Origin of the sequence: Nostoc sp. ChiQUE02, from assembly GCF_034531305.2 — a bacterium.
Lineage (GTDB): Bacteria > Cyanobacteriota > Cyanobacteriia > Cyanobacteriales > Nostocaceae > Nostoc.
Window position 1 is genome coordinate 61,315 of the sequence record NZ_JAVRBN020000022.1, and the last position, 22,197, is coordinate 83,511.

The window sequence follows — 22,197 nt, forward strand, 5'->3', positions numbered from 1 at the left end:
CTAAACTCCAGCCATTAATCAAGCGATCGCTCCCAGTGATTCGCACATTTCCCGACGGGCTAGAATTGTTGCCCAGGTTGCGGCAATTTTATCAGTGCGTAGACGCTTCGTCTTGTCGCAGACATCGCTTGCCCTAACCCAGAACCACCAGTGCTAAGAGAGCGATCGCTATTCACTCAATAAAACTTTTTGCCGAGTTACAGCAGTAAATCTTAAGTAGAGTGTATTACGGCTTTAAACTAACGCACCGCTAGATCTAGCGTAGGTTTCCCCAGTTGCCTCAATTCTCCCAGCCTTGTTTTTTGTTGATGATCCCTTAACTTTTAAGAGTCAGTCACTAAAGTAGTTTTATTTTTACTGGACACCTAGTATATAGTAGTGTAATTTCTTAACAGATAAAAAAGTTACTTCCTACAAAACCATCTCAGCAGAAAATAAGACTACCGGTAGGTTGAGACTAATCACTCATTGCTTTGATTTAAGCCGATGACAAACGATTCTCGCACACGCACAATTACTGCATTAGCCTGGTGTCTTGCTTGGGGCAAAAAGCACAATCTCAATCAGGATGAACTCAGTGCGTTGCATCAAATGCGACAAGCATTGCAAAAAGGGCAGGATGTGCCGGAAAGTACGGGATATGTTGTTCAACAAGCACAACGACTCTACGATATTCCTAAAGACTACACTCCTAAAAAACTCAACGAGTTAAATGAAAAAGAGGATTACTTAAAACTTTGGAAAGATAAAACGCGTATTGGCTTGGTTTATGGTGGTGCGACAAAAATTAAACAATATGTTTTTGAAGCGGCGAAATTACCTGATATTCGTGGTACTTCAGCACTTCTTGACAGGATAAATTTGGTTGATTTACCTGCATTTTTTGGTAAAGGACAACGGTCAAAATCAATTGAAGAGTGGTTAGATAATAATTTTCCTAATTTAAGACAAGCTTTAATTCCTGAACTAATTATTTATTCTACAGGTGGTAGCATTCTTGCATTTTGTCCTGCGGCATTTGTTGATGATTTAGCAAATGCTATTGAAAAACGCTATACCCATGAAACTTTAACAGCTAATTCCTGTGCAGTTGGCGATACTTTTAAGTTATTAGAATTTCGATTTGGTTTGTTGCAAGACAAAATTGAAGATACTTTCTGGTTTGATAAATATGAGATTAATCAAGGAAATCCCATCATCAAAGCTTATTTTGACCAGTCAGAAGTTAGCGATCCTTTTGAAAGTTTCCAAAATCGCAAGAATTTTAACGAACTGGTAGGAAAATTAGCCAACCAGTTCACACAAAGACGCAACGGTAATAAATTACCCAAAAAAGAAGAAGCTAATAAAGAACGTCCCAGTCGCTGCTATCCACCTATGTTTGAAACTCATCCGTATCTGCAACGGGATGAAAGCGATCGCCGTTCTGCAATAATGAAAGTAGAGTTTCCAAATAGCAGTTTTTTGTCAGAACCTTTAGCACGAAAACGCTTGGTAGGCGAGATAGCGAAACGCGAAAGTTCTCGTGCTTGGTATGACAATGCTAACTTGGAATGGGAGCCTTTTGATATTCCTAGCTGGGTAAATAAGTTTAAGGAATTTCTCAATGAAGAAAATAATCAAGAATTAGCTAATCGATATTATGGTGCTGTCAATCAAGAGGATGTAAAAGAAGCGCGTTCTCTGAGAGAAATTGCATCAGCCAGTCATCCATCAGGATTTGTGGCTTATATCTATGCTGATGGTAACAATATGGGTGGCTATATTCGTCAGAAAATTAAAACACCACAAGACTATCGACTTTTTAGTAAAGATATTTTTAATGCTACAGAGAAATCCGTTTACAAAGCTTTAGCTAAATATTTGCATCCTTATCAATATACACCTGATGCTAAATCTAGCAGAATTAATAAAGAACCTGTTTGGATTCATCCTTTTGAAATTCTTACTATTGGTGGTGATGATGTATTGCTAATCGTCCCAGCAGATAAATCTTTAGAAATTGCTAAAACTATTGGTGATGAGTTTGAAGAATATTTGTCGATAACTGGCCGATATTCATTACAGCAGACAACACCTAATTTATTAGCTCATCGCTACACTACAGGTAATATACCACCAGCTTCTAAATGTCTGTTGAGTATGTCAACAGGGGTATTAATCACAGCCCAGGATACGCCAATTTATTATGCAGACAAGCTGGTAAGTCAACTACTAAAATCGGCTAAGAAATATGCCAAGGAATTAAAGAAAGACCATAAATATTATGGTGGAACAGTTGATTTTTTGGTTATGAAGGCTGTAACGATGATTTCGTCGAATATTAAGGAGTTTCGAGAACAGGGATTAATCAAAAATAAAGATGGAGAATCTAAGTTAAAGCTTTATGCTTCTCCCTACACTCTACATGAATTGGGAGGACTTATAGAAACCGTCAAAGCATTTACAAAAGCAGAATTTCCGCGATCGCAACTTTACCAAATTCGCAGCTTATTAGAAAGAGGAAAGCGTACAGCTATTCTGAACTATCGCTATTTTCGGATTCGTTTGACGAATGAAGCAGCTAAACAAGAGTTAAAAAAACAATTTGAATCAGCTTGGTGTCAACCAAAAGAATCATCTAATAATGGAAATTTAGCACCTTGGATGTCTTTACAAGAAACTGATTTACAAGATGCAAATAATTCCAAAATGACTTATGAGACTATTTGGCGAGAATTAGTTGATTTGTATCCGTTTATTGCTGAAGAAGCAGATAATCCTGGTGAATCTCTTGCCGAACAATCAACCGCACCAGAGGTAAGGCAATGATTTATTTAGATAACCTTTCCTCTATTCAAACTGATACTATCCGATTTAAGGCTGTAATTGATACTGCATTGTGTGTAGGTGCTGGTGGTTCTTCTGGTTCATTGGCAGATAAACCTATCGTCCGCAATGCACGAGGACAACTCCTGATACCCGCTTCACAACTTAAAGGAAGATTGCGTCATGAATGCGAAAAGCTAGCGCGTAGTTTAGGATGGCAAATCTTTTCTGCACCAGCCGCTAATTTACTTTGTCCGACTGAAGAACAGGTATTGAGTCAGTTTAGAAACGATTATCAAGTTGAAGGCTATCGAGGATATCACTGTTTTGTTTCTCAGATATTTGGCGATCCGATTTTACCTTCACGAGTGATTGTTGATGATTTGATTTGCTCTTTTGCAGCAGGAGATTTACCAGAAGTTTTACGTCCTGGGGTGACAATTAACCGCAAAAGACGTACCGCAGAAGAGAAGAAATTGTATTTATTAGAAACTTCTCCAGTAAATACTCAATTAAGTTTTGAAGGGGAAATTCATCTATTACCAAATTGTCCCAATTACGCCAAACCTTTGATAATTGCTGCTTTACATCATATTCATGCCTTGGGTGGTAGCAAATCTGCGGGGTTAGGATGGTTGCATTGGGAGGGACTACCGCAAATTTTTAGTGATGATGAAGTTTGGTTAAGTTTATTACCAAAGGCGGAATCATGACACGACTGGAATTAACCATTACAGCTTTATCTCCCCTCGCACCAGGACGACAAAAACCCGGTGGTTCGGTTAGCGAGGTGGAAAACTATATTTTTGGTTCGGTGTTGCGGGGTGCGATCGCTTCCCTAATTTTACAACTATCTGGTCAGCAATCAGCAAATTTGGCGGAGGATGGCGGCAACTTCCAAACTCTATTTTTGGGGGAGAATCCAGCGATTTTTAGCAATGCTTACCCCGCAGTTACGAAAATAGACAATGAATCGATAGTCGTAAATCATCAGATTAAGGTTTTACCTGCGACTGCTGTTAGTTCTAAAACCAATCCAGGCTTTACTTCCAGTCGTGGTGGACATGGAGTTTTTGATACTCTCATTGATGCGTTTTGTGCAGCAGCCTATAATCAACCTTACGACCCCAGCGACCCAAAAGCGATCGCACAAGGAACAAACCCCCAGGTCGAAACTTACAATAGTTTTTACAGCAAAGTAAAAAATAAATATTACAGCCACGATGCAACTAGCCGCTTTTTGACACGAGTGGGAATTAATCGTCGTCGCGCTACCGCAGAAGAAGAAATCCTTTACAGTGTGCAAGTTTTGAATGAGTCTTTTTTGAAAAATACTAAAACGGATGAATGGGATAACTTCGTTTTTCATAGTTTTGTTGTGGTTCCTGATGAAACTTTGGCTGAAGCGTTGCAAAGATTCATCGAGAATAATTCTTGCAACTTCCGTATTGGTGGTTCGGCTTCTAGAGGTTTAGGTAAGGTCAAAATAGCAGTTAACGAAGGACAATCACCAGCGAAAAGCATTAAATCTCGGATTGAGGAGTTTAACGAAGCATTAAAAAATAGGTGGAGACTTTGGTCTGTTTTTGGTCAACCTCAACATGACTTGTTGACAGATAGAACTTATTTCACTCTCGATTTGCAATCTGATGCGATTCTTACAGAAAATTGGCAACGCACAACAGTAGTTTCAGCCGAGATGCTGAAAGATTTTGCCAAAGTTGATTCATCGCTGTTCATGCACGTTGCTTACAGCAGCTATGAATATCGTTCTGGCTGGAATTCTGCTTGGGGATTAATGAAAGATGTAGAACTGTTGACGAATAAAGGTTCTGTGTACTTGTTCAGCACAACCGAACCAGAGAAATGGTATGCAGCATTAGAAATTATAGAAGCAAAAGGAATAGGCGATCGCACCTGTGAGGGATTTGGACAAGTGGAAATTTGCAACGAGTTTCATCAAATATTTCGTGAGGATGCAGTATGACAAATTTAACTGAACAGCAACAAAAATTTGAGAAGCAAAGAGAAATACAACAAAAAGAACTCAAAATTCAAAAAGAAATCCGTCAAATTGAAGATGATTTAGTCATAGCTATTGAGGAAATTTTAAAAGACAAAGATTCATGTAAGAACTTAGAAGAATCACAATATCGGAATTTAATGCACGTTGCTGATACAACTGATAGCACAGAAGTTATTAAAAATTTTTTACGATACCAATTAGGGCGGGGTGAAAAATGGGGACAAGGGAAAAACTCACTGGCTCAAAAAATTATTAATGATATTGATAATTTTCTCTCACAAAAAGCTGGCGAGATAGTTAAGAAAGTAGAGTATACCGAAAAGTTAAAATATGTAAAGTTGGAATTAACTCGGCGTTATCTCGGTTATGGCTCACGCCGTCTTAAATATCTTAAAAATGAAAATAAGTGACAAAGAAAAATAGTGTAGATATTTTACAAAACACAAATATTCTGAATTATGTTTGAAATCTTTAAAAATCGTCTAGAAATTATTGGTATTCTCGAAACTGTTACAGCTTTAAGAATCAGTGCCGGACGTTCATCTGAACCAATTGGCTCGGATTTACCAGTTATCAAAGATGCTTTAGGTAGACCCCTAATACCAGGTTCGAGTTTCAAAGGTGCATTACGTTCACGTCTTGAAAGTTTTTTGCGCGGAATTCATCTTGATTTTGCTGCTAACCCAACCCAAGAATCGGAGTGGTCAATTCCTCCAGATATGATGTCTGAATTTAAAGAGCAAATTAAAAATTTAAATCCACAAGAAAAAGAAGAGAAATTACACGAATTTATTATCAACAACACTGATTTAGTTTCTTCACTATTTGGTTCTCCTTGGCTGGCAAGCAAATTCCAAATTCGTGATTTAACAGTAAGCGAACCTGAAGAAAACTGGTTTGACCAATATCAAGAACGCAATAGTGTTGCCATTGATAGAGATACTGAAACTGCTGGTGATGGTAAACTTTATGACTTTCAAGTTGTACCAGCCGGGACTCCATTTATCTTTCATGCAGTGATTGAAAATGCTGAAGAATGGGAATTAGGTATGTTGATGATTGGGTTGCATCAATTTCAAACCGAACAAATTCCCCTTGGTGGCGGACGTTCTCGTGGATTGGGAGTTGTCAAGCTCATAATTGAGAAGATGAACTGGGTCGATGTCCGAGATGAAAATTACAAACAAGATAAAAATTACAAACCGCAAACAGACCCAGACAAGGTAAAAAATTACCTCAAAGCTTTGATTGATAGTAACTCCAATCCAGCTTCTCCCTATATTGATGCCCAACCTTTAAAAAAAGCTTGGGCGGACACTTTTATCAATCACCTTTCTATTGAACTGCATAAACGCACCAACACTACAGCCACTTCTTCCCATCAGAATCATGCATAAGCTATTTGTTAACCACTGCACACTTGACCTAACAATTATTCCAGATGGCCCTATTTTGATTAAATCTGGTCGAGAAGGTGCAGATCCCACTAAACCACAGATGGAATTTGTCGAAACTTTCCATAATGGTAGACCCACAATTTATCTTCCTGGTAGTTCGCTTAAAGGTGCTATACGCGCCCACGCAGAACGCATTGTGCGTACTGTTGGCGACGATAAAAAACCTTCTGAGTCTGACTCCAAACTAATTTGGGCAAGTAATCCATTAGACGAAAAAACTATTAAAGCTCAAGAAGAATTCAAAAAGAAATTACCTGCCGATGAAATTTATAAAATCTACCAAGAATCATCCTTCACTGACCAGATATTTGGCAATGTTGCGATCGCTAGCCGTCTGCGTATTGAAGATGCATATCCTGATACCTCAGTACCAGTCAAAATCGAAGAACGTAATGGTGTAGCGATCGATAGGGTATTTGGTTCAGTAGCACACGGGCCTTTTGATTATCAAGTTTGCACCAGTGGCGCGTTTAAGACCAAAATCCACCTGAAAAACTTTTCTTTAGCGCAGTTAGGATTAATAGCATTGGTGTTGCGTGACTTAGATGCAGGTTGGTTTGGGATTGGGTTTGCTAAATCACGGGGTTTAGGCATAGTCCGCTTAGAGTACAACAGCGCTGTAGTACAATACCCAGGTTGCATATTGCGCGACAAGCAAGTTTACCCATTTGGCAGTTTAACGCCGTGGGATAAGATTTATCTTTTAGGGGCTGGGGAGTTTTTACGAGGTGATAACGCCAATCCTTATAATTTCCCAACTAACGACCAAGAAAAACAAGAAGTAAAAGATATTTTGCTAACAGCAATGGATTTTAACTTTGGCGTACAACTGCGTTGGCAAGGTGATGGTAAAAATGGTGTCCCAGATTTATTTACCAAAGCTGTTGCTGCTTGGAGTAAGTTGCTGCAAACAGGAGGTGCGGTATGTGCTTCGTAGGGGTAAATCAGCAACCACTATCTGCGGAAGAATTAATTAAACTACTTGAAAAACTTTCGACTCCACCCAGTTATTACTTCTTACGCTGGGCGCATCGGGTGGGAGGGTTTTGGCGACTAGGTTCGGAAGATTCTGAATATTCTAGTCTGGAAGCAGATATATGCGATCGCCTACAACAAAATCCTATCAATCTGCAACCAAATCCTGTCAATAATTCTACCCCCAAACAACCCGAAAGTTTCCCCAGTCCGGAAGGACAGCTATTTAATTCAATATTGGAAGTGCGTTGGCAGCAAAAACAAGGAAAATATGAGGTGTTACTTCTCAGTTCCCAAGATGAAGCACCTATTTTTAAGCCTCAAGATAAGCAATATAATTTTCGTGCCATTAAAGAAGGTAGTTGGGAAATTTTAGAGCAAGATGCATTATTGCATTCACCCAAAGAAACCCGCTTTCCTAAAAGTTTGAATTCTGAAGATATAAAAAATATTGCTCAAAGATATTTTCGCGATCAAAATACTGCCACTGTACATTTTGTTGCACTAACGATTAAAAATCATCATGGCTAACAATTCCTCCCATTCTCAAAATTTTGGTGGTTCAAATCAAGAACGCGGCCCCAGACCATACGATTTTGTTTATTTTCTTGAAAAAGCACCAACTTCAAACAGTCCTCCTGGACACGATAAATATTTACCTAACCATTTACATGGGACTTTATTTCTTACCCTAAAAGTTCAGACAACGCTGCACATCTCAACTGGTGTAGTACTTATGGGAAGCGATATTAATCGAGAACATATTCCTTTAATAAAAACAATGGTTCAAGGGAATGACAAAGAACTATTAATTCAAGGTAGTTCTTTAAAAGGTTGTATTCGTTCAGTTTATGAGGCAATTACTAATAGTCGTGTAGGAGTCAAGCCGAAAAAACCTAATGAATACCCAGAAGAACGTTTACCAGCCACTGAGAAAAATCAACTTTGTCCTGCTAGTATAGTTTTTGGTGCATCTGGTGAAAAATGGGGATGGCAAGGGTTGATAACAATTCAAGATGCTCATTGTGAAGTGAGAGGTTTTGAAGTTGATTTTATGCCTAACCTTTGGCGACCAAGACCAGATGAGAATCAGGCATATTATGATGATAAAAAAACCGTAGGTTGGAAATTTTATTACAATATGAAAAATTCCATCGACAAAGGTTTAGATAATGGTATTCCTGTCCAAGTAGCATTTAGAAATGACGAATTTAGTACTCAATTAAATTTTAAAAATCTCAAGTCAGAAGAATTAGGAGCTTTACTGATTGCTTTAGGACAAGATAAAAACTATCCCCTAGTCTTAAAAGTTGGTGCAGGTAAGCCGATTGGGATGGGAAGCATAAGCGTAGACATCACTGAAGCTGAAATCATTCAAAATCAAGCTGATTTATACAATCGCTATACGTCTTGGACTCTACCATCCAATCAAGTTTTAACTGATGAGCCGCTAAATATTTTTATTCAAAATAAAATTAAACAAGCGCATGAAGCATTAATTGAAAAAGCTCAATTAAAAAAACTATCAGAAATTCTCAGTCCTTCTACTAATCGTATACCTCACGAGAGTTATTGATGAAAAAACATGAACAATAATATTACCTATTTTATAGCTGATGAGCATCTGCAAATAGCTCATAAAATTGCTAAGTTTTTAGTCCAAGAACAACAGCGTATTGAACCAGGTAAAGAAGGTATTAGTACTGAATTAAGTAAATTGATTACTTATCTTGACTCGAAAATAAAACAAAATCTAAATATTGATAAAAAAGAAAGAAAACCTTCAAGATTTTTTACATATATTGAACAATTAGCTGAATATGGCAAAACAATTGGGCATAGCAAAAAAACTACTAGTTACTACGAAAGTATTAATGAAATATGTAATCAATATCTCAGGCTTTATGAGAAAAAACCCTTAGTAATTATACAAATATTAGGCTGGTCGCAACGCTTAATGCGTTATTATAAAACAGTAGATAATAATGATGAGCCTGATATTTCACCAGTTATACAAACAGAATTAATAGTGAGAAAAACTCCTAAATTAGTAGAGACTCCCAAGGAGACAAAACCTCTCAAAACAGAAGACGTAAAAATATCAGAACCTCCTCAATTGTCAAAGCCTTCTAAACCTGTAACTCCCAAACTGATAGAACCGAAGAAAGCAGAAGATTCACAAGCTTTAAAACCCCCTAAAACATCAGATTCTCCCAAGCCGATAAAATCTCCTAAAACAGAAGGTTCAAAAGCTGTAGAACCTCCAAAACCTTGGGAACGCTATCCTAAAAAACCATCTAAATAAGTTGCTGTATTTATGATTTCAGGAATCATAATTTACCCCTAAGTATTCTGTCCATGTGCTACATAAGCAGCATCAGCAACCATACCCACTAAAGTAATTACTGTATTTGCAGGTGCATAATACCTACCTTTAAATGTGGCATTATTAATTGCGTTCAGATGTGGTGGAGCAACATAGATGACTAAAATTGCTGCTTGTGGTAAGTTTTGAAGAAATTCATCAATAATTCGCTTACCAGTTTCTTGTCGTTTGTCTGGTGGCAATTCAGAAAACTTTTTACCCGCAGCATCGATAGAGTTCTCTAAGTCTAAAACACATACATCAGCTAAAAATCTCTGTGGAATCGTTGTTTTATTCCAAAACTTCACATTTTTAAATTCCCTAGCTACCAGCAATTTATACTCATTTGGTTCTCCATCTAATGATGGTAGATAATAATCTACAGTAGTTGAACTAATAACCCGTTCGCGCTGTAAAGTCCGTTTAACGTTCCTAACTTCCTTTTTTACTAACCCGGCAATATGATTATCAATTTCCTGCTGAATTGTCTGAGTGGCAACTTCTTTAGCACTTTTTAAGTTGTTACCAAACACAAAAACTACAACTCCGCCCAAAAAGGCAAATGCCACTAAAGTAAATTGCATCGCTCCAACAAATCTGTTAAAGCTTTCACCTAGTTGACCATTTGTCGCTTTAAGAAATTCTAACTGGCTTTTGAGTAGTTCAATATCATTGAGATTTTTTGCAGGGGTTAATACTGGTGAAGGTGTGGGTGTAGGAGTTGGAGTTTGGGAAATCACCAAATCCCACAGGTGAGGTAAATCAATTGAGGGTAGCCAATCCATAGATATTTTGTTTATAGCAATTATTTATTTAATCATGCGCGATCGCATCACTCTACAAATTCAACTTTAACTAAAAGCGATCGCACAATCCACTCCAACTTTAACTAAATCCTGAATGTATTTCCATCCCCGTGAGGGGTAATGATTTGAAAACCCTACCCTTCTAGAACACTTGCTACGACTGGGTTTGAAAGTGCCATTTTCGCGGGGGGTCTAATTTTGCTGTCAATAAGCATATTTTAATGACAATCAACCACTAAGACAGACATCTCAAAGCCTTACCCAGTAAGCGATTCGCGGGGGGAAACGAAATAATCAGGGTTTCAAGCATTGGCATACCCCCGCGAAAAATTTGCGTGTTTAAGGTAAAAACCAACACTTTAACTTTCACTAGGAAACGGAATATTAAATTTTCAAGGTTCCGCTTGATTAAACAAGAATATACCAAACTACTCCTCACTCTTCAAAGCGCGTCGTGCCAACTTGACATAAGTCTTCACCGTTTCATAAGGCATCTCTAAATCTTCTGCTACCACCTGCAATGACTCGCCCATTTCTCGCCGTGCTAAGATTGTCGCCCATTTTGAGGCTATTTCATCTGCGCGATCGCCACCCGTCCGCTTGCGTCGTGCTTTAAAAATCTGTGTTAAATCTTCAATGCGTTTCGCCAAGACAGTTTGCACATCAGGTATGTCTTGGATAACTTGAGATGACCAACCCAAACGTGTTTGTCCCAAGCCAAAGGTAGTTTTGTGACCAGTACCGCAGTAAGGTGCAAGTTTTCCTAAAGCAGAAAATAACTGCCCAAATTCTGGCTGTTTGGCTGCATCTTTAGCTAAACTCAACTCAATCGCCCCAGTGAATCCTGTGACTGCGCCTTTCTTCCCCGCCAATACCTTCGCGGTTGTTAGTTGGCAACGAGTAATCAATATATAATCATCTACCCAAGCTAAAAAAGCATCCTGGTCAACAGACATCCCCGAAAAGTCATTCCAGCGCCGCAGGTAGCTATGAAATACATTCACTGGTACTGGTAGGGGGAAGTGATGACCTTTGCGGCGAAAACTTGTAGGACTGAGAAATTTCAGAGCGAAAGTTTCATTAAGCTCAGATTCTAGCAGTTGCATATAAGTCGTAGGAGGATGGGCAATTTTGACAGAACGAATCTGCAAAGGGGCATTTTTTAATTCCAGCACCTCTGGCAAATTTTCTACCCATTGCGCCATCCACTGTTGTACTCGATGAGATAAAGCTGTGACATACCAACGATAGGAAGTGTTTGCAGATAGTTGTATTTGTCTACCGCTACTGGTAATCTCTCCATTTAAAGCTGAGATAGTAAAAGGTTTCTCTGACTCTCCATCATGGAGGTAAGCAGAAAGTTCTGAGTCTGTAGAACGCACTTGCTGGAGAAACCAAGCGTGTAGTCCAATGGTGTATTGAGGGAAGAGGTCACAATCTTTTGCAGGGACTAACTCAAATTCCAAGCCGATTAACTCTGTGTCCAGCGGCCATGTCAGCGGAGATGGAGGGATATTTGGCTTTTTTTGAGAGCGTCGAGGCATAGTATCATTTGAGCCACAGTTTCTATATTTTATCTTGTTTTCATCCCCAGGAGGGGATAAAGCTGTTAGTAGTACTACTGCAATATGGGGTCAAATCAAAGACAAAATAAAAATCCCCAGCAAACTGTTTGAGCGATCGCTGGGAATGATTAATGTTATTGACAATTGACGACTCATGGACGGTATTGAAACCCTTGTACAGTAAGCGATTAGTGGGGGTAAACGAAATAATCAGGGTTTCAGGGATCGGTCTACCCCCGCTAAAAACTTACGTGTGCAAAGTTCAAACAAATACTTTTGCTTTCACCTAGAAACGTAAGATTAAGTTTTCAAGGTTATGTTATTGTATCAAAGAGTACAACAAAGCACCTTGGATTTTTCACAACGTCAACCGCAAACTTAACATAAGTTTTCTTGGCTATCTCTCCCAAATCATCGGTCGGTAAACTTCCACTTCACCCTTCAAGCATGAAATATATTCCCGTACCTGCAACTCAAGAGCGCGACGGTACACTACTTTTTGTCCAGTATGAGGGTGCGTCACTTCTGATTGCAATTTTTCTTCCCAATGTTTCAGAAACTTCTTGAGCGCGTGAGGTTGAAAATACACACCTTCTCGTTCGTCGGGTAACGTAAAATCATCAATTGTAAAAACTTACCGCTTTTCAATATCCAGGTGGGCGTTGAAAAAAACCAGTTACTTGAGTTAATGTTTCAGCAATTTCTAGCAGCTTCATATCACTCCCACGTTGGCCTACGACCTGCACACCAATGGGTAATCCATCTTGTGACTGGGTAAAGGGCATTACTACAGCAGGGTTGCCAGTTAGGTTGAAAATTGTGGTGTAAGCACCTATTGCTCCTAAATAAGAAAACTCGCAACCATCGACCTCAATGGGTTCTCCTGGCTGACGATGGGTGAAGGCAGGCACTGGTACTACTGGACACAGCCAAGCATCCCAATTTGATAAGAAATTTTCCATAGTTGCAATTAAAGTATCACGCTCACTCAGGGCGGTAATATAGTTTTGTTGCTGTTGAATTTGCGTCAGGTCTGGTTGTGATAAACCCAATTCAAAATTATAAATGTTGAGGTAAGTATTTCGTACCGCATTGCTATCAAAATTTGGCGGCTCGTTGTGTTGCTCTACACAGCACCCTAGAGCCGCTAGGGATGATGCTAGTTTTTCTAGAGTGGCTTTGGTTTCGGCTGTTGCTGGAATATCACCAAAACCTTCTGACCAAGCGTAGCGGTAGGACTGTAGCGTGGACACTGGGTTGGCTTGTTGAGATATCGACATGACCTCTGGCTGGCGCAGTTCTGAACATTGAATCAGTGACAGGCACAATCGCAAGTCTTCCACAGAGCGGGCAAGAGGCCCTATTGTCTGTAAGTGCCGAATGGTTTTAGGTGTTCCTGGCAACTCTGGAATATGTCCAAATGTTGACACTCGATGCTCGGTTGGTTTCAAGCCGTAAATGCCACAGAAGTGAGCCGGAACGCGGATTGACCCACCAATATCACTACCAAGTTCTAGGGGGGATAATCCCGCAGCGATCGCACTCGCCCCACCCCCAGTGCTACCACCTGGGGTACACTTATGGTTCCAGGGGTTGTTTGTTCTACCAAACAGAGGACTGTTGGTCTGGAAGTTATCAGCTAGTTGTGGTGTATTCGTCTTGGCCAAAATAATTGCTCCAGCGGCGCGTAGTCGAGCGACGACGGTAGCATCTTGCTTGGGGACATAATTAGCTAAGGGTTGATAACTGCTGGTTGTGCGTAATCCTTTGGTTTCGAGGGTGTCTTTGATAGTTACGGGTACTCCATGTAAGATCCCCCAATTTTCTCCTTGAGCTAATGCTTTATCTGCCGCTTTCGACTGTGTGATCGCATTTTCCGCATCCAAAGTCACAATCGCATTTAGTCCTGGGTTATATTGAGCAATCTGACTCAAATAAGCTTCTATTACTTCTGTTGAAGAGACTTGGCGATCGCGGATTGCATTTGCCAATTGATGAGCAGCTAAAAAAACTAAATCTTTCATTCTATTTAACTAGATTTTTTTTGGATAAAATTATTTATAATTTTGATCGCAGCGATTAGCGCCAGACCAACTCCCGTATTTCCGGCTGTTGCCTCAATTATTGTCCCACCGGGTTGCAGTTTTCCTGCTTTCTCTGCGGCTTCAATCATGGATAAAGCTATTCTATCTTTCGTACTACCACCCGGATTCAGGTATTCTACCTTGCTATAAATTATTGATTGAATTTCTTGACTAATACTATTAAGTTTAATCAGGGGAGTTCTGCCAACCGCTTCCAGAATATTATTGTAAGTTGCCATCCGAATGTCTCTAGTATTTTCTAATGTTGTATTACCATTTGATATTGGGGAAAAAACTTCAGACTAAACTCCACCAAATGCTTTGGCAGTAGCGTGTTCTATAGCTACTTGAAATTTTGGCAAGGCACGGGAAATCATGTCTGCGTTGGCAGTCAGAGAGATGCGGAAATAACCCGGTATTTCCTGGGGCGTTCCAGGGAACACAAAAACATCGTGGCTTGCTAGTAACTCGGCAAAAGCACAATCATCTGACCAGGGTGACTCTACTAACAAAAAGAATGCCCCTTCCGGAATTTGCAACTTGTAACCCATTTCCTGGAGCGCTTTCACCATCCAATCCCGCTTGTGTTGTAGATGATCCAGATCGAGGGTGAGTTCATCCAAATCAGTGAGGGCGTATTGCATCAGGGCACTGGGGAAACACCAACCAAAGGGACTACCTTGCAGTGTCCGAATTATGCGCCGTATTGAGTCACGTTCAGGCATTGTGGGTGGCAAGGCAATATAACCGATGCGTTGACCAGGAGCCATCCAGACTTTACTGTAGCCATAGATCAGGAAGGAAAACGGGTAGAACTGGGTGGGACTAGGACAAGTTCGTTGATCGAATACAATGCGGCTGAAGGTTTCATCGGAAATCAGGTAGATTGGTTTGCCGTAGCGATTGGAGGCATTGGTGAGCAGACTTGCTAATTGCTGTAGGGTTGTTGCTGAAAAAATCTTGCCTGTGGGGTTGTGGGGTGAATTGATAACGATCGCTCGGGTACGTTCAGTTATGGCAGCTGCGATCGCATCTAGATCCAGATCAAAAGTAGTTGGATTTACTGGAACGCCAACCGGAACCGCACCAGCGACATGAATCATCCGCCTGTAGTTTAGCCAGGGTGGGGTGATGATAATCACCTCATCTCCCATTTCGGTCAGCATCTGAAGACAAATAGTCAGACTAATCAGACTACCATTGGTCAGGAAAATATCTTCAGGTGCGATCGCGATCCCGCGTTGCGTCTTCAGACCTTCTGACACAGTGACTCGTGCCTGGGGGAGGTTGTCTTTGTAACCGAACCAACTCTCATTTTGCGGAATACTCCAGCGCTGAAGGGCTTCCACAAAGCCTAGTGGAGGCAGTTCGTGGGCGTCACCCTCTGTAAAATCAATGCTCCCCTGTTCATGCTTGCGATTCATGTAGTTTGCCTTGGCAAGGAGTTCGCTGGGGGTCTGGGCTTGAATTGCCTTGAGCAGTCGGGACGAGATGGTATGAGTTGTTATATCGGAATTCTCTTTAGTAGCGGCTTCCTGTACCACCTGTTGCGTTTTGGTGGGTGGTCGTGTTTGATCTGACATAATAGATTTTTCAACTGATTGCTGCTTGACTCTGAAGTTTAGTGGATCGTGAACTTAAAGTGGAACACTTCCGATAAACATGTATTTTCACAACACTGGTCTGATTTATAGACCAAGCCCAGGAGAGTAAGGAACCGATATTAATAATAGCTAAAACCACAAAACGAATAATGTCACTGGTTGTGTACGATTCCTTTTGGAGTGGGAAATCTGCCGATAGCTTGTATCGCCTAGCCTGAATACTATTCCATAACCCAAAAGCAACAGCGCCAATCCAAAATCGATTGAAAATTGTAGCATTTGAACTGATTTCGGTTTCGCTCAATTTAATGAAAATTGCAGCTAGAGACAATAGAAATACGGCTACAGGCATGAAGAGGTAGCCCAGTATATCTAGTTTTGGCTCTACTTCCGAGAGTCCCTCTATCTGAACTGGGACTTCTAAATCTGTGATCGCTTAATCACTACAATATCTTTTCTGAATGTGATAATCTTATGTAAAATTAACCACATATTTAGGACGGAACTTTACAATATAATTACTGAAACTAATCTAGCTACAACCAAACGGCTAAGGTTCGACCCATGACTGATAATAAACAAATTGTCTCCCAACTCACTCAACAAAAACCAAGATATGTAGAGGTTGTAGCTCCTAGTGAACTCACTATCCATCATCGTCACAGACAATCCTTTCAGATACCGCCTACTTTAAGCAATTACATTCTAAAAATCATTGCTAATTTGTCCATCGTCAGCGCTACGTTGTTTGGCATGAGTGCGTTGGGCTACTGGGGATTAGAAATCGTTGAAGCTAACACAATCCCGACGATAGAAGGTAGATACGATTGGCAAACCCAAAAGCATATTTGTTTTGGCTGGATGCTAGTTACTTTTTCTAGCTTTCTTGGGAGTGCTTCTTTTGGTGAGGAGTTTCACTAATAAGATTCAGAGGGCAGATGTCTAAACATTTTAAACAGTTTTCTTGTTGGTTTTTACTAAGTTAGTATGAATGTACATAACCATTTTTTGTCTATTTATTATTAATAAATATTTTAAAGTCTTATTATCTTGTAGAAACTAGCCTGACTACGAAACTGGCTTGGTGCAACTCACCGTAGGCATCGCACCTCATAAGCTAGTCACAGAGGTACTTGTACAGTTAATTTTAGGAGATTTTTATTAGCTATAGGCATTCTAGGGGCAGTTTTAGCTCTGAAACGGGGGCTAAATCAAAAAATTAAGCAATTAAAATAAAAGTGATCTATTCTTGGGACAACCGTAGCACAACTTTATGACTGAAGCAGCGATGAAAACCCTGAGTGACATGAAGCGAGAAATAGACGTGCCAGTTGTAATTACAGATCAACAAGGGTTCGTCACTTATGTAAACGATCGCTTTACTTCTGTTTTTGGCTGGAGCATGGCTGAAATTAATGGTCAAATTATTACGGTAGTTATTCCAGAGGGTTTTCATGCCCCGCACCATCTTGGTTTTTCCCGCTTTCTTTCAACAGAAAATTCTACTATTCTCAATCATCCACTGCGTTTAGTTGGGATCACCAAAGATGGTCTAGAAATCGAAGCCGAGCATTTGATTATGGCAGAGAAACATCAAGAAGAATGGGTGTTTATGGCCATGTTGCGTCCTCTTTAAAAGAAATGGAGAGATGGGTAGAAAAAGAAACCAGAAATTGATCTCTACCCTTGCTTGTAAAATAGGAGTCTGCCGATGAGCATAAATTTGACTAGTTTGGTCAACCAATTACGGGCAATTTTGGGCAAGATGGAGGTGGCGCTGGGGGCGATCGCTGATGCTATTGTCTGGACTGGCAGTGATGGCAAAATACAATGGTGCAATACTGCTTTTGACAAACTGGTCAACCAACCACATATTTTAGTTCTTAATGCCAAGCTGAGTGACTTGTTATTTCTGAGCCTAGCTGGTGAAGCCGTTGCACCAGAGTCCTATCCAAATATGAGGGTTCTAGGGGGAGAGTATGAAATCACAGAAGAATATGAATGTCATGATGGCAGACATCGCTCCTTAATTTTAGAAATATCAGGCAACTGCGTTGAACTTGCAGGAGGTGACAGGTCATCTATACTAGTAATTCGAGATGTCACTCAAGCAAAACACTGGGAAGCAGAACGCTACTTAGCACAACAAAAACAAGCAGAAACTTTGTCTCTTTTGCAAGCAACACTTGAATCTACAGCTGATGGAATTATAGTTGTAAATCAGGACTTTAATGTAGCAGTCTTTAATCAAAAGTTTCTCCAGATGTGGTCAATACCAGAATCGTTGTTGCTACCTTCTCAAAGCAATAAACGATTCAAGTTTATGTCTGAACAAACGCGAGATTCTGAAGCGTTTATTGCCAGAGTCAAGGAACTGTTTTATGAGTCCCCAGAACAAGAAGCTTTTGATTTGGTAGAGATGAAAGATGGACGCGTTTTTGAGCGTTACTCTCAACCCCAATCGAAGGAAGGTAAAATTATTGGACGTGTTTGGAGCTTTCGGGATATTACTGCACGCCAGCAAGTAGAGAAAGCCTTGAGCGAAAGCGAGGTTAAGTTCCGCCGCATTGTAGAAAATTCTAATGATATTATTTCTCTGATTGATTTAGAAGGACGAATCAGCTATATTTCACCCAATTTAGCCAAGCTCACAGGCTATGATACCACTGAGTTAGAAGGTATAGCATTTACAGATTTTCTTCATCCTGACGACTTACCAAGTTGTCTAGATGCAGTCAACAGGGTAGTAACAACAGGGGAGAGATTGGAAGTTGAGTATAGAGCTAGACTCAAGGATGGTAGTTGGCAGTGGCAAGCTACGAATTTAGCTACAACAAATGATATCAATGGTGACTTGGTACTAATCAGCGTTGCGCGTGTGATTACAGAGCGTAAACAAGCTGAAAAAGCTTTGCTCAAGAGCGAGCAAAAGTTTCGCCACCTTTTCGAGAATTCTCAAGTAGGTATTTTCCGTAGCCGGATTGAGGATGGGCTGATTCTGGATGCTAATCAACGCTTGGCCGAGCTATTAGGCTACAGTTGTGCCGCAGACATAGTTCAGGAAAAATTGACCACGGATTTTTATGTAAATTCAGATGTTCGCGCCTCTATATTAACTGAACTACAACAAAAAGGTGTAATCAATAACTTCGAGTTTGAGTTTCGTCGGTGCGATGGAGAAGTGCGTTGGGGGTTATTTTCTTTACGTTTGAATCTGGAAGAAAACTGCATGGAAGCAGTAGTTACTGATATTAGCGATCGCAAGCAAGTAGAGGCAGATTTACACCGCAGTAATGCCATACTCAAAGCTCAACAAGAAGCTTCAATTGATGGAATTTTAGTCGTTGATGAAAATAATCGTGTTGTATCTTATAATCAGCGTTTTTGTAAGTTATGGCAAATTCCAGAAATATTTGTCAGTGGTAACAATCGGCGATTACTGAAATTAGCACTCGATAAACTGGAACAGCCACAGGAGTTTCTGGCAAAAGTTGAGTATCTCTACGCCCATCCAGACCAAATCAGCCGGGATGAAATTCGCCTGAAAGATGGGCGGACTTTAGACCGCTATTCGGCATCTGTGCGATCGCTAACAGAAGATTACTACGGTAGAATTTGGTACTTCCGCGATATTACCGAGCGCAAACAGGCAGAAGAAGCCCTACGTCGCAGCGAACAGAAATATCGCAACATTTTTGAAAACTTTCAAGTGGGGATTGCTCGCATTCGCTTAGAAGATGGGCTATTTCTGGAAGCTAATCAACGCCAAGCCGAAATTTTGGGTTATAGTTCCGCCACCGATCTCATTGGCAAGCAATTCACGACGGAGTTTTACGCGAATCCAAACGATCGCCAACAGCTGTTGGCAGAAATGGCACAGCAGGGTGAAGTACGTAACTTTGAATTGCAACTGTGTCGTCGGGATAAATCTCTTGGTTGGGGACTAATATCACTGAGACGGAATGCTGAAGATGGCTGTATAGATGCTGTAATTACAGATATTAGCGAACAGCAAGCTGCGCTGCGCGAACGCAAACTTGTCGAAGAATCTTTGCGACAATCAGAAGCCAGATTTCGCGCTCTTTACGAATCAACCAGTATTGCTGTTATGTTACAGGAAAACGGAATTCCCCTTGATTGTAACCGGGCAGCAGAAGAACTATTCGGCTATTCTCGGCAAGAGTTTTTGCAGAAGCATCCAAGTGAATTTTCACCGCCATTTCAACCAAATGGTCAAACTTCTGCTAGTTTAGCCGGTGAACAAATTGCCATCGCCTACGAGCAAGGCAGACATCGTTTTGAATGGGTTCACCGTCGCGCCGATGGTACAGATTTTCCGGCTGAGGTGTGGTTAACTGTATTTAAGTTGGGTGAACGCACACTTATTCAAGGGTTGGTGCAAGACTTGACTGAACGTAAGCAAGTTGAAGCCACACTTTGGCACCGCGCTCAGGTAGACAGACTGCTAAACAGCATTTCTCGCCAGTTTATCGACCAGGATGCAGACACCGCAATCAATTTTACACTGCAAGCGATCGCCGAATTTATGGGAGCTGAATGCAGCTGTATCTTTGAATATCACGAGCCACAACAGCAATTTCAGATGGCTCATGAGTGGTATGAGCCTAGCAACAGACTATTATTAAACAACACCGCTTCATCTGAGCCGTTGCCCTGGTTTTACAATCAAATTCTTAATGGTAATCCTATCCAAGGTTTACAAGCGTCTCGCATTGCAGATATTTCACCAGAGGCGAGAGCCGAGACAGAATTAACCCACAGAGAATTAATTAAATCTGTAGTTGCTGTCCCGATGATTTACGCTGGCAAAGTCGTTGGACTACTGGAATTAGATGCTGTTAACAAATCTAAAACTTGGAGCCAAGAGGAAATCAACTTACTGCAATTGGTGAGCGAACTCATAGCCATAGGGCGATCGCGGCACAAAGCCGAGGAGGCACTACGGATTGCCAAAGAAACCGCCGAAACTGCCAACCGTTCAAAAAGCGCCTTCTTAGCCAACATGAGCCATGAACTGCGAACGCCACTCAATGCCATTTTGGGTTTTGCCCAGTTAATGGAACGAGACACTACCCTCAGCAAACGTCAGCGAGACTCTTTAGCAACGATAAATCGTAGTGGAGAACACCTGCTCAACTTAATTAACGATGTGCTGGAAATGTCCAAAATCGAAGCTGGACGGATTGTGCTTAACCCTACATCCTTTGATTTGTATAGATTATTGCAAGAAATGCAACAGATGTTCCAGGTACGAGCCAATGACAAAAAGTTATCACTCTCATTTGAACTTGCCCCGAATTTGCACCAATATATCCTCACAGACGAAAGTAAGCTCCGACAAGTGCTGATCAACCTATTGGGAAATGCCATCAAATTTACCAATACCGGAGGAGTGACGTTGCGGGTAAGCTTGGGGAGCAGGGGAGCAGGGGAGCAGGGGAGCAGGGGAGAAGTTGCAGTAAGTCTTTCTCCTCTGCCCCTCTGCCCCTCTACCCCTCTGCCTCTTGTGCCCAATCCCCAATCCCTGATTACCTTTGAAATTGAAGATACAGGATTGGGAATTGCCACCGAGGAATTAGATAATTTATTTCAGCCTTTCGTTCAGACTGCAAGTGCTAGACAAGTGAGAGAAGGCACAGGACTAGGATTAACAATCAGCCGTCAATTTGTGCAGTTAATGGGTGGCGATATCCGAGTTCATACTGTAGTCGGCTGTGGCTCAACTTTCTACTTCGATATCAAAATTGAACTTGCAGAGTCATTTGAAATTGCACCATTAACACTTAAACGCAGAGTAATTGGTTTGAAACCAGGGCAACCGGTATACAGAATTCTGATAGTTGATGACCGCGAAGACAATTGCGATTTATTAAGGCAGTTATTTAATAGTATTGGTTTTGAAACTCTGACAGCAGCTAACGGTCAAGAAGCGATCGCTCTCTGGCAAACTTGGGAACCCCATCTGATTTTTATGGATATGCGAATGCCTGTAATGGATGGGTATGAAGCTACTAAACAAATCAGAGCTACTTTAAAAGGTCAAGCTACTGTCATTATTGCTCTAACTGCTAGTGCTTTTGACGAGGAGCGGTTTGTGGTTTTATCGGCAGGCTGTAACGATTTTGTGCGTAAGCCCTTTCGAGAGGAAGTAATCTTGAATATGATGTCTAAATATTTGGGGGTGCGTTATGTGTATGAACAGGAACGCCTCGAAACAAACCAAATTGCAGAAAATTTAGACCTTGAACTTTTATCATTAGAAAAGATTCTGGCTCAGATGCCCACTGAGTGGGTGACACAGCTACACCAAGCGGCACTTTGTACTGATGAAAAGCTGATTTTCAGCTTACTTGAGCAAATTCCTGAAGAATCTGCTCTTTTGGCAAACACTCTGTCTGATTGGATTAATAATTTTCGGATTGATAAAGTTATTGATTTAACACAACTGTAAGAAATGATTTATAAAATGAATCTTCAGCGGTGAGA

At 40.7% G+C, this 22,197-nt stretch carries 16 protein-coding genes and 2 pseudogenes; 12 read left to right on the plus strand and 6 right to left on the minus strand.

Going from position 1 to position 22,197, the window contains the following annotated elements:
* The first annotated feature begins 486 nt into the window (after positions 1-486).
* The 9 genes from cas10 to RM347_RS21850 are packed head-to-tail and all read left to right on the plus strand — an operon-like array spanning position 487 to position 9,571.
* Positions 487-2,811 carry a type III-B CRISPR-associated protein Cas10/Cmr2 gene (gene cas10, locus RM347_RS21810; RefSeq protein ID WP_322715797.1) on the plus strand — a complete coding sequence of 775 codons (2,325 nt, stop codon included), beginning with the start codon at positions 487-489 and terminating at the stop codon, positions 2,809-2,811.
* Positions 2,808-3,521 carry an RAMP superfamily CRISPR-associated protein gene (locus RM347_RS21815; protein WP_322715798.1) on the plus strand — a complete coding sequence of 238 codons (714 nt, stop codon included), beginning with the start codon at positions 2,808-2,810 and terminating at the stop codon, positions 3,519-3,521. Before cas10 ends, RM347_RS21815 begins: the two co-directional genes overlap by 4 nt.
* Positions 3,518-4,795 (plus strand): type III-D CRISPR-associated RAMP protein Csx10, encoded by a 1,278-nt coding sequence (gene csx10 / locus RM347_RS21820; RefSeq protein WP_322715799.1) that lies wholly within the window; start codon positions 3,518-3,520, stop codon positions 4,793-4,795. Before RM347_RS21815 ends, csx10 begins: the two co-directional genes overlap by 4 nt.
* Positions 4,792-5,244, plus strand: a complete 453-nt coding sequence (locus tag RM347_RS21825; protein WP_322715800.1) for a hypothetical protein — start codon at positions 4,792-4,794, stop codon at positions 5,242-5,244. Before csx10 ends, RM347_RS21825 begins: the two co-directional genes overlap by 4 nt.
* 48 nt (positions 5,245-5,292) lie before the next feature.
* On the plus strand, positions 5,293-6,231 hold the full coding sequence (gene csx7 / locus RM347_RS21830) for a type III CRISPR-associated RAMP protein Csx7 (protein WP_322715801.1): 939 nt from the start codon (positions 5,293-5,295) through the stop codon (positions 6,229-6,231).
* Positions 6,224-7,228 carry an RAMP superfamily CRISPR-associated protein gene (locus tag RM347_RS21835; protein WP_322715802.1) on the plus strand — a complete coding sequence of 335 codons (1,005 nt, stop codon included), beginning with the start codon at positions 6,224-6,226 and terminating at the stop codon, positions 7,226-7,228. Before csx7 ends, RM347_RS21835 begins: the two co-directional genes overlap by 8 nt.
* Positions 7,216-7,797 (plus strand): hypothetical protein, encoded by a 582-nt coding sequence (locus RM347_RS21840; RefSeq protein WP_322715803.1) that lies wholly within the window; start codon positions 7,216-7,218, stop codon positions 7,795-7,797. The genes RM347_RS21835 and RM347_RS21840 overlap by 13 nt, the downstream gene beginning before the upstream one ends.
* Complete coding sequence (locus RM347_RS21845; protein ID WP_322715804.1) at positions 7,790-8,842, plus strand: RAMP superfamily CRISPR-associated protein; 1,053 nt, start codon at positions 7,790-7,792, stop codon at positions 8,840-8,842. The genes RM347_RS21840 and RM347_RS21845 overlap by 8 nt, the downstream gene beginning before the upstream one ends.
* A gap of 9 nt (positions 8,843-8,851) precedes the next feature.
* Positions 8,852-9,571 (plus strand): hypothetical protein, encoded by a 720-nt coding sequence (locus RM347_RS21850; RefSeq protein WP_322715805.1) that lies wholly within the window; start codon positions 8,852-8,854, stop codon positions 9,569-9,571.
* Positions 9,572-9,609: 38 nt separating this feature from the next.
* Here RM347_RS21850 and RM347_RS21855 read toward each other — a convergent pair whose 3' ends face one another.
* The 6 genes and pseudogenes from RM347_RS21855 to RM347_RS21880 form a co-directional block, all read right to left on the minus strand.
* Entirely contained in the window at positions 9,610-10,416 is an 807-nt protein-coding gene (locus RM347_RS21855) for a hypothetical protein (protein ID WP_322715806.1), read from the minus strand.
* A gap of 449 nt (positions 10,417-10,865) precedes the next feature.
* The gene (gene cas6, locus RM347_RS21860) at positions 10,866-11,981 is read right to left on the minus strand and encodes a CRISPR-associated endoribonuclease Cas6 (protein ID WP_322715807.1); all 1,116 of its coding nucleotides are present in this window, start codon (positions 11,979-11,981) and stop codon (positions 10,866-10,868) included.
* Between the two features lie 418 nt (positions 11,982-12,399).
* A pseudogene (locus RM347_RS21865) lies at positions 12,400-12,636 on the minus strand (CRISPR-associated endonuclease Cas1); the annotation flags it as partial.
* A gap of 10 nt (positions 12,637-12,646) precedes the next feature.
* Positions 12,647-14,026: an amidase gene (locus RM347_RS21870; RefSeq protein WP_322715808.1), complete on the minus strand. Its 1,380-nt coding sequence runs from the start codon at positions 14,024-14,026 to the stop codon at positions 12,647-12,649.
* A gap of 41 nt (positions 14,027-14,067) precedes the next feature.
* Positions 14,068-14,325: pseudogene (locus RM347_RS21875) on the minus strand (pyridoxal-phosphate dependent enzyme); the annotation flags it as partial.
* A 63-nt stretch (positions 14,326-14,388) separates the two neighbouring features.
* Positions 14,389-15,669: an aminotransferase class I/II-fold pyridoxal phosphate-dependent enzyme gene (locus tag RM347_RS21880; protein ID WP_322715809.1), complete on the minus strand. Its 1,281-nt coding sequence runs from the start codon at positions 15,667-15,669 to the stop codon at positions 14,389-14,391.
* A gap of 585 nt (positions 15,670-16,254) precedes the next feature.
* On the opposite strand from RM347_RS21880, the gene RM347_RS21885 reads away from it, so the two are divergent.
* The 3 genes from RM347_RS21885 (at position 16,255) to RM347_RS21895 (ending at position 22,162) form a co-directional block, all read left to right on the plus strand.
* Positions 16,255-16,611 carry a hypothetical protein gene (locus RM347_RS21885; RefSeq protein ID WP_322715810.1) on the plus strand — a complete coding sequence of 119 codons (357 nt, stop codon included), beginning with the start codon at positions 16,255-16,257 and terminating at the stop codon, positions 16,609-16,611.
* 352 nt (positions 16,612-16,963) lie between these two features.
* Positions 16,964-17,326: a PAS domain S-box protein gene (locus tag RM347_RS21890; RefSeq protein ID WP_322715811.1), complete on the plus strand. Its 363-nt coding sequence runs from the start codon at positions 16,964-16,966 to the stop codon at positions 17,324-17,326.
* A gap of 75 nt (positions 17,327-17,401) precedes the next feature.
* A complete protein-coding gene (locus RM347_RS21895; RefSeq protein WP_322715812.1) occupies positions 17,402-22,162 on the plus strand; it encodes a PAS domain-containing hybrid sensor histidine kinase/response regulator in 4,761 nt (1,586 codons plus the stop codon).
* The last annotated feature ends 35 nt before the right edge of the window (positions 22,163-22,197 follow it).